At 59.0% G+C, this 8,903-nt stretch carries 8 protein-coding genes and 1 tRNA gene; 4 read left to right on the forward strand and 5 right to left on the reverse strand.

Features of this window, described 5'->3' with window-relative positions:
• Positions 1-776 (reverse strand): mandelate racemase/muconate lactonizing enzyme family protein (locus JWS10_RS14120; RefSeq protein WP_299508427.1); only part of this gene is annotated, 776 nt, incomplete at its 3' end.
• A gap of 125 nt (positions 777-901) precedes the next feature.
• Here JWS10_RS14120 and JWS10_RS14125 point away from each other — a divergent pair.
• Both JWS10_RS14125 and JWS10_RS14130 read left to right on the forward strand, forming a co-directional pair.
• Entirely contained in the window at positions 902-1,663 is a 762-nt protein-coding gene (locus JWS10_RS14125) for an SDR family NAD(P)-dependent oxidoreductase (protein WP_299508429.1), read from the forward strand.
• Between the two features lie 39 nt (positions 1,664-1,702).
• Entirely contained in the window at positions 1,703-2,542 is an 840-nt protein-coding gene (locus JWS10_RS14130; protein WP_299508431.1) for a fumarylacetoacetate hydrolase family protein, read from the forward strand.
• Between the two features lie 170 nt (positions 2,543-2,712).
• On the opposite strand, the gene JWS10_RS14135 is transcribed toward JWS10_RS14130, so the two are convergent.
• From JWS10_RS14135 to JWS10_RS14150, 4 genes are all read right to left on the reverse strand, one after another.
• Positions 2,713-3,714, reverse strand: a complete 1,002-nt coding sequence (locus tag JWS10_RS14135) for a DUF4105 domain-containing protein (protein ID WP_299508433.1) — start codon at positions 3,712-3,714, stop codon at positions 2,713-2,715.
• A 210-nt stretch (positions 3,715-3,924) separates the two neighbouring features.
• Positions 3,925-5,415, reverse strand: a complete 1,491-nt coding sequence (locus JWS10_RS14140; RefSeq protein WP_299508435.1) for a GMC family oxidoreductase — start codon at positions 5,413-5,415, stop codon at positions 3,925-3,927.
• Between the two features lie 409 nt (positions 5,416-5,824).
• Positions 5,825-5,899 (reverse strand) — tRNA-Asn (locus JWS10_RS14145).
• A gap of 69 nt (positions 5,900-5,968) precedes the next feature.
• Positions 5,969-6,838, reverse strand: coding sequence for an MBL fold metallo-hydrolase (locus tag JWS10_RS14150; RefSeq protein WP_299508437.1), 870 nt, complete (start codon positions 6,836-6,838; stop codon positions 5,969-5,971).
• A 41-nt stretch (positions 6,839-6,879) separates the two neighbouring features.
• Here JWS10_RS14150 and JWS10_RS14155 point away from each other — a divergent pair, with 41 nt between their 5' ends.
• Positions 6,880-8,220, forward strand: coding sequence for an ATP-binding protein (locus JWS10_RS14155; protein ID WP_299508439.1), 1,341 nt, complete (start codon positions 6,880-6,882; stop codon positions 8,218-8,220).
• Between the two features lie 456 nt (positions 8,221-8,676).
• The coding region (locus tag JWS10_RS14160) for an ATP-dependent Clp protease proteolytic subunit (protein WP_299508441.1) at positions 8,677-8,903 on the forward strand (227 nt) is incomplete at its 3' end.

Genomic DNA, 8,903 nt, shown 5'->3' on the forward strand with positions numbered 1-8,903 from the left:
CCTGCTTCGGTGAACTCACGCTCTCCCGAGGCGATCCGCACGGATGTATTGGCGCGAAGCTTGCGATATCCGGCGTCGTCGGTGACATACAGCGGCTCCTCATACCAGCCGATGCCCAGATCGTGCATCCGGTTGGCGACGGAAATCGCGGTGTCTACATCCCAACGGACGCCGTTGCCGATATCGACCAAGATGCCCGCATCGGGGTCGAGCGCGGAGCGTAACGCCTTGATAAAGCTGACATCCACATCGGGATCGCCGCCGATATTGCTTTCGCCCTTTTTGGCAAATCCCAGTTTGGTCGAGTGGAAACCGTTGGCGAAAAAGCTTTCCACCTCGGCGACGCAGGCGGCCTCGCCCTTTTTGTTAACATGAGACGAGGCATTTGCCAAAAGCCGGTCATGTTTCAGCCCGCCGAACAGCTCATAGAGCGGCTTGCCTTCAAGTTTGCCGCGAATATCCCACAGCGCCATATCGACGCCCGAGATCGCAAGCGAGGCGACGCCGCCCTCGCCGTACCACCAGACATGGCGGCGCATTTTGACCCAAAGCGTTTCAATATCAACAGGTTCGCCGAGCAGGATCGGGGTTAAACCTTCGCGGATAATCAGCGCCGTGGCTTTGCAAGCCTCGGGCCACATCGCGATGCTTTCGCCCCAGCCGACCACGCCATCATCTGTCTCAACCCGCACCAAGACCGTGCGCCGGATGGTGCCGAAATCATTCGGGTCGGGGTATTCGATCGGGATCGGCTCGATCCGCGCTATTTTCGTCATATTCCCCCCTCACCGCGTTTGGCGTTATGTTTGCCATCATTCACTTTGACAGCCTTGCCAGATCACGGTACTTCGATAATTGGTAAGGCCAATTAGCAACGCTTAGCAATCTGAGGTCAAGAAAAATGTTCAACCTGAGCCCTGTTCGCGTGCCAGACCTGACGGGTCGCACTGTGCTTGTGACTGGCGCTGGCAGAGGTATTGGCGCGGAATTGGTAAGGATTCTCGGGGCTAACGGGGCGCGCGTGTTCGCAGGGGTGTTCTTGGGCGAGAGCGTCGAAGACTTGCCGGACGCCGCGACGGTGCTGGCTTTAGACGTGACAAAGCAAGCCGACGTGGATGCTGCTATTGCGCGTATCGAGGCCGAATCGGGGCGGCTGGATGTGTTGGTTAACAATGCAGGCGTGATCACGCCAATCGGGCCGCTGGCGGAATTGGCGAGCGACGCGCTGGCTCCGGCGTTCGCAGTCAATGTGATCGGCGTGCACAGGATGGCGATTGCGGCGCTGCCGTTGCTGCGGGCCTCAAAGGGCATCATTGTCAATGCGGGGACGGGGGCTGCGACGACGCCGATGGAGGGTTGGACGGTCTATTGCGCCACCAAAGCCGGGATGCGGATGCTGACGCAGATGATGGCGATGGAGCTTGCGCCGGATGTGAAAACCTTCTTCGTCGGTATCCCGCCCACCGATACTGCGATGCAGGGCGCTATCCGCGACGCGGGCTTCAACCCGATCTCCAAAATCCCGCAAGAAAAGCTGGTGCGGCCAGCGGTTCCGGCGAGCGTGATGGCGTGGATGTGTGGGCCGCAAGCGCGCGATGTGGAGGAAGTTTTGCTCGACGTGCGGCACGAAATTTTCACCAAGATGATGGACTTACCAGCGTAGGCAGGCGAGGTTCTCAACGGACAAGTGTAAGGATTAATTATGAAACTGCTGCGTCATGGGCCCGCTGGGGCTGAAAAACCGGGGATTTTGCACTCGGACGGCACGGTGCGCGACCTTTCGGCGATTGTGTCGGACATCGGTGGCGCTGTGCTGTCGGATGCCGGGTTGGCGTCAATCCGCAGCGCCGATCCGGCGCGGTTGCCGATTGTGGAGGGCGCGCGGCTTGGGCCTTGCGTTGCGGGCACGGGCAAATTCATCTGCATCGGGCTGAATTATTCCGACCATGCCGCCGAAACTGGCGCGACGGTGCCGCCCGAGCCGATCATATTTATGAAGGCCACCAGCGCCATCGTCGGCCCGAATGATCCGATCATCATCCCGCGCACCTCGGAAAAGACCGATTGGGAGGTGGAACTTGCGGTAATCATCGGCAAAAAGGCGAAATACGTCTCGGAAGCCGATGCGATGGATTACGTCGCGGGCTATGCCGTGACCAATGACGTGTCGGAGCGTGCTTTTCAGACCGAGCGTTCGGGGCAGTGGACCAAGGGCAAATCCTGCGACAATTTTGGTCAGATCGGGCCGTGGCTGGTGACGCGGGATGAGGTCGATGATCCGCAGAATCTGAGCATGTGGCTGACGGTGAATGGCACCAAGATGCAGAATGGCTCGACCAAAACTATGGTCTATGGCGTGAAATACTTGGTCAGTTATCTAAGCCAGTTTATGACGCTGCATCCGGGTGACGTGATTTCGACCGGGACGCCTCCGGGTGTTGGGCTGGGTATGAAGCCGCCGCAGTATCTGAAAGCTGGCGACGTGGTGGAGCTGGGGATTGAGGGTCTGGGTCAACAACGCCAAGACGTGATCGCGGATTGATCTGATGGCCCGATTAATCGCAAGATCCGCCGAAACTCAATTGAAATTGCCTCAGCGGTTCGTGATCTCCCGACGGGGTGCGTAGAAGTTTGCGACGAACGAGCAAAGAAACTTTGTGGCTGGGGATGTGACACCCCAGTGCGCTATTTAAAGCAAACTTGCGGCGAAAATCAACGGCTCCGGATCAGCGCCGAGAAATCCTGACCTTGGTGAAACGTTTTCGCCAAGGCGCTGATCTCGGCTGCTATCCTGCGCTGATCCATTGGCATATCGCCCTGCAAACCGCCGAGTTCGTCGATGTATTCGGGCAGCTGACCCGACCACAACAAGCGGCGGTCTAGCGGCATATCTGGTTTGATGACTTGCACCAGATGGTAAACCGTTGAGGCGCAATTGGCGGTGACGGTGTTGTAGAACTCTGGGGTCTTGGCCAGTTCGTTGCCAAAGTCGATATAACGCAGGAAAAGCGCGCGGCGTTGCTGCGCGTCCAGCTTGACCTGAAACAAATGCACGTCTTCGCCGCGATAATTGGTGCGCAGTTTGACGATGTCGGCTTCATCTGCCGCAATCAGCACCAGCTCAAATTGACGGAAGAAGCCGCCGATCGACGAAAAAACTTCCGTCCTTTCGCGACGAATTTCGACGGAGAACACCACGTGATCGCCGCCGGTAAAGCCGAAACTCACCAGCAGATGCGCGATGTTCGGATCGCCCCAAGTCGAGGTGATCATATCCACCGATTGCAGCTGGCTCAAATCATAGCTGCGGCTGTCCCAATGCGGGGTGGCCACCTGATCCGAGATCCACTTAAAATCGCGCACGTTTGATAGGGTCACTGTATCGCCTTGGACGGTGCCGCTGACACCATGTGCCACATCGGCGGCCCAGTCGCGATCTTGCCGAGGATGGATGGTCAGATACCAGCCGCCGACCGCCAATGCCGCAACCGCAAGGCCAAACCAGCCCAGACGCCGTTTGCGAAAGCGCAGGATCAGAATTGCCACGAAAGTAAGCCCCAGCACCGCGAAGGCGGCAATCTGGAGAGCGCCGTTCAACTGGATGAAAAGCGCGGTGGCAGCCCAAGCGGATGCGGCGCAGAGCAGCAGAACAAAGCCAAGATGGCCAAGCACGCGGCCGAAGCGCCGGGTGGCAGAATGGGGAACATCAAGCATTATGACTCCGATAAACCACCGTGACGCACGAGGCGCGACCAGCAACGAGAGCCTCTGTTTAGCTGCGCACCGCCTAAACTTCCATGAGCATGATGCGAGGGGTATTTTTGAGGCGCTTAGGACGCGTCGTCAGGTCAGATGGGCAAGCGCATCGGCGCGTGAGCAGTATCACTATTGTCGCCCAAAGCCGATGCGCCCCGGCTTAAGGCATCACTCGCTTTGCTGCAGAATATGCCGAGCGGTGCGCAGTGCCAGTGCGGCCACCGTCAGCGAGGGGTTGGCCGCGCCCGAGGTTGGCAGCACCGAGGCATCGACGAGGAACAGGTTGTCGATATCATGGCTGCGGCCAAACGGATCAACCACGCTGCTACGCGGATCCAAGCCCATACGCGCCGTGCCGCATTGATGGCTCGGTGTGCGTTTTTCAAACGTCTTGGTCAGCACCACCGGCCAACCGGCCTTTTTCAGCACCGCCTTCAGCTTGGCATTCAGCGCCGCATGCGCCTCCCAGTTTGAGCGTTCCCATTTGAGCACAATCTGGCCGTCACGCAACGTCACGCGGCTGTTCGGGTTCGGCAAATCCTCGGACATCGTCATCAGATGCACCGAATGATCGGCAAGCCAGCGCGAGACGATCAACGGCAGACCAGATTCAGCCGCCATGATCTCGCCAGTGATCCGTCCCAGCATTTGCACGTTGCCCAACGGCTCGCCCTGCGGGCCGCCGGTCAGATACCAGTCATTCATCTGGATGGTCTTTTCATAGACCGAGCGATTGCGCCGGAACGGGCTTACCCCCAGAACAGCCGTTATATTGTGGTTCATAAAGTTGCGGCCGACCTGGTCGGAACTGTTGGCAAGGCCAGTGGGGTGGTCGGCATCGGCTGAGGCCAAGAGCAGCGCTGCGGACTTCACCGCGCCAGCACACAGGCAGACAATAGGTGCTGAGATGCGGGCAGGGGTGCCTTCGTGTTCGTATTCTACCGCCGTGATCCGGCCTGCCTCTGCGATCAAACGCGTGACTTTGGCTTTGGTTATCAAGGTGACATTGGGATATTTCAGGGCGGCGGCAAGTCCGATGGTTTCCGCATCACTTTTGCCGCCACGGGTGTTCGGAAAGCCGTCAAACGTCAGCGGACCACCTTTTAGCCAAAGCTCGATATCGACGCCAAGCGGCAGCGCGCCCGGGTGCAAACCCTGCGCCTTCAGGCGGTTGCACAGATCGACCATGTCGGGTTCATGCGGCACCGGGGGATAGGCATAGGGGCGCGAGTGGTGGGGCTCGGTCGGATCTTCGCCCAAAGCGCCGCGCACCTGGTACATCTCCTCAGCGGCCTGATAATCCGGCTCAAACTCGTCGTAAGACATCGGCCAACCCGGTGCCGTGCCGCCCATATGCTTGAGGGGGCGAAAATCTTCGGCGCGGTAGCGCATCAACACCGCGCCGTAAAATTTGGAATTGCCGCCAGGATGGTAGTAATTGTTTGGGGTGAAGGTGCCGCCATCCGCGTCATACCAGGTTTCTTTCGGGCTGAAATGCCCGGAGCCAAACACCGCCCAAGGATCGCGCGCTTGCGGAGAATCTTTCAGCCAATCGCCACGTTCAAGGATGACGATACGCTTGCCAGACGGCGCCAAAGCCGCAGCTAAAGTAGCGCCGCCCATGCCAGAGCCGATGATGAGGATGTCTGGAGTTGTCATAGGCGGGCCTTGTCTTGATGGGTGCGAAACTGGCAAAACCGTTTGTCACCGCAGGTTTGTGGCGGGTTCGGCCTCCGGGCGCAGCAATCTGAACCCTTCCGCGCGTCTCCAAAGGAATGTGTCAGAGCGGTTGCACCGCGTCACCCCCGAAAGCGACGGCGCGGTTGAGAAGGTTTTTGAGTGTTGGTTTTAACTATCTGGCTTTGCGGATGTCGCTCTGATCATCGCTGACGGCTAAGGGCCAGCAACCCGCCATATCGCGTCGTGATCTGGTTGTTGATACGCGAGTAACGGACGAGCACCGCGTTACAGAACTTTAGCAAGGCTTATGGCACTAGTGAAAATCGGCCACAAGCTACGAGAAACCCCCTGAGGGGTTTCCGTAAGTAGCTAAAATCTTTTGGATTTTTGGCTCCGGCGGTAGGGATCGAACCTACGACCAATTGATTAACAGTCAACTGCTCTACCGCTGAGCTACGCCGGAACACGAGGGGTCTATAGCAAGGGTGTTTGGGGGCGTAAAGGGGGGAGGTGAAGAAAAATGCTTTGCGACTTAGATGCGGTCGAAATGGGCATTGGGGCCGATAGGGCCGGCGGTGGTAACAAGGTTTCTGTCATGCAGATCAATAAGATGCGCAAGAACGTTGCAGCCGGCGGCTGGGAGCAGGGCGCTTGGGGTGTCGGTGTAAAGTTGCGCTGCGAGATCGTCTGGGCGGGCGGGGCCTGCTTTTAATGCGGCATAAATAGCGGCTTCGCGGGCGCGGCGGTGGTTTGCAAGCTCGGCCAGGCGTGCCTTTGGATCGCTGACCACCTCGCCATGCCCCGGCCAGAACTGCCGCCAGTTTCGCGCTGAAAGTCTCGCCAGCGATGCCATATAGGCCGCCATATCGCCGTCGGGAGGTGAGATCAGCGTGCTGGCCCAACCCATCACGTGATCGCCGCTGAAAAGATCGTCGCCATGAGCGAAGCTTAAATGCGCGCCCATATGGCCGGGGGTATGGATCGCCTCGATCACCAGACCGGCGAGCGTTAGCACATCGCCGTGCGCCACCAGCACGTCCGGCACAAAGCCTGCATCTACGCCTTCGCCTCCCCCCGCGAGCCCCTCAGCCGCCATCCGCTGCATCAACGCGCTGCGGCCAGCGGTGGCTGGCCCAAAGCCATAGACCATCGCGCTGGTCGCTGCTTGCAACGGTGCCACGCCGGCTGAATGATCGAGATGTGGATGCGTCAGCAGAATGGCGCGCAAGGCTAAACCGTTCAAAGCCGTAAGCACCGCTGTCAGATGGGAAGGCAGGGCAGGGCCGGGATCAATCACCACAGCGCCATCCGGCCCGCGCAGCAGATAGGTATTGGTGCCGCTGCCGGTCATTGGGCTGGGATTGTCCGCCCTGATCCGCCACAAGCCGTTTGCCAGTTGCATCGCACTTCCCATCCCACCCAAGCCCGGTTAACCTTGCCGCTATGCGCCGCCGCCTCAAGCCCTTTCTGCCCCGCAGCCTGTTTGGTCGTGCAGCCCTTATTTTGGTGCTGCCTGTTGTTGTGGTGCAGCTGATCGTCTCGGTCGCGTTTATCCAACGACATTTCGACGGCGTCACCCGACAAATGACCGGCGGCGTCAGCATTGAGATCCGCTATATCCGCGCCCGTATTGATGCGGTGGCGACACCAGCCCAAGCACAAGCTTTGGCGCTTGATCTTACCCGTGGGCTTGATCTGGGACTTGAGTTTCCGCTGGCGGACAGCGAAGTGCCGACAGCCGACAGTCGGGCATGGTTCGATTATGCCGGGCGCGCGGTGACGCTGACGCTTTATGATCGCTTGTCTGGGGTGCGCGCGGTGGATCTGACCAGCAATCCGCTGGCGGTACGGGTCTATTTGCAAACCAACAAAGGCCCCATCCGGTTTGAGGTAAAACGCTCGCGCATCTCGGCCAGCAATCCGCATCAGCTTTTAGTCTGGATGGTGTTCACCTCGGCGCTGATGACTTTCATCGCCTATATTTTCCTGCGCAACCAACTTAGTCCGATCACTCGGCTGGCGCGCGCCTCGGATGCATTCGGCAAGGGTCAGACTATTCCCTACACGCCGCGCGGTGCCACCGAAGTCCGTGCGGCGGGCAACGCGTTTCTCAACATGCGGGCGCGGATTGAGCGTCAAATCGAAAGCCGCACCCAGATGCTTTCGGGGGTCAGCCACGATCTGCGCACCCCACTCACCCGGTTGAAGCTTGGCCTGTCGTTTCTGCCCGAAGACGAAGACACCCGCGCGCTGCAACAGGATGTCGCGGATATGGAGCGGTTGGTCGACGAATTCCTGGCCTTCGCGCGCGGCGATGCGATGGAGGAGCCTGAGCCAGTCGATCCGACCGCCTTGCTGCATCACATCGTCGAAAATGCGCGCCGCATGGGGCAGCCTGTGACACTTGGCCCGGCCTCTGCACCACCCGGCGATGCACCCGATTTCGCCAAACTGCGCCCGCAGGCAATCACCCGCGCGCTGGAAAATCTGATCGGCAATGCGGTGCGACACGGTACGCGGGTTGAGGTCAGTCTGCACAGCAGCGAGCGCGCCTTGCGGTTTGTGGTCGAGGATGACGGCCCCGGCATTCCTAAAGAGCACCGCGAAGAAGCATTAGAGCCGTTCAAACGTTTGGACGAGGCGCGTAATCCAAACAAAGGCGGTGGGGTAGGGCTTGGTCTGTCCATCGCATCTGACATCGCCCGCAATCATGGCGGAGTGTTGCGGTTGGGTGAAAGCGAACGGCTGGGCGGGCTGCGGGCCGAAATTACCATCGCCCGCTGAGATTCTGGAAAGCGCCGTATTGTCTTACTGGATTTGTTTCGTGATAAATCTGGCCGCGTCTGCCGCCGCAAGGCGCGTTCCGCATTGTCCCCGTCAGGCGCTGCCAGATTATCGAACAAGGGCTTGCGCTGCACGACTTCTTGCTCAACGCTGTCCGCTTCATGAGCAGCGAACCGATAAACTCTGCCACGCAGAGTTCGCTCTCGTTTCGGGCACAATAACAGCAGCCGTTGCCAATCTGTCCCCGTTGAAACACCGCCCTCTGCATCTTACTTCCTTCACGTTGAATATTCTCTCATTAACCAAATTTTCAGCACATCCTCGCTAAACTGAACGCAACCGATCGCCTGATGCAGCAATGCGCCCGCCCACCCTTGCACCCCCCGGCGCGCGCCACTAAGACTCTGGAAAGCATCCGGCGATAAAACACTTCCACGGACCAACAGGCAGGTTTCCATGCGCGATCCAGTTGACCACTACATGAATACGCTCGTGCCGATGGTGGTCGAACAGACCAGCCGCGGCGAACGCGCTTACGACATTTTCAGCCGTATGCTGAAAGAGCGCATCATTTTCCTCGCAGGCCCGGTGCATGACGGCATGTCATCGCTGATCTGTGCCCAGCTTTTGTTCCTTGAGGCCGAAAACCCCTCCAAGGAAATCGCTATGTATATCAACAGCCC

Source organism: Cypionkella sp., assembly GCF_028290025.1.
In the GTDB taxonomy this organism is placed as follows: Bacteria; Pseudomonadota; Alphaproteobacteria; order Rhodobacterales; family Rhodobacteraceae; genus Cypionkella.

Coding starts and splice junctions, on each gene's coding strand:
- JWS10_RS14125 (WP_299508429.1), top strand. CDS start 902: ATGTTCAACCTGAGCCCTGTTCGCGTGCCAGACCTGACGGGTCGCACT.
- JWS10_RS14130 (WP_299508431.1), top strand. CDS start 1,703: ATGAAACTGCTGCGTCATGGGCCCGCTGGGGCTGAAAAACCGGGGATT.
- JWS10_RS14135 (WP_299508433.1), bottom strand. CDS start 3,714: ATGCTTGATGTTCCCCATTCTGCCACCCGGCGCTTCGGCCGCGTGCTT.
- JWS10_RS14140 (WP_299508435.1), bottom strand. CDS start 5,415: ATGACAACTCCAGACATCCTCATCATCGGCTCTGGCATGGGCGGCGCT.
- JWS10_RS14150 (WP_299508437.1), bottom strand. CDS start 6,838: ATGCAACTGGCAAACGGCTTGTGGCGGATCAGGGCGGACAATCCCAGC.
- JWS10_RS14155 (WP_299508439.1), top strand. CDS start 6,880: ATGCGCCGCCGCCTCAAGCCCTTTCTGCCCCGCAGCCTGTTTGGTCGT.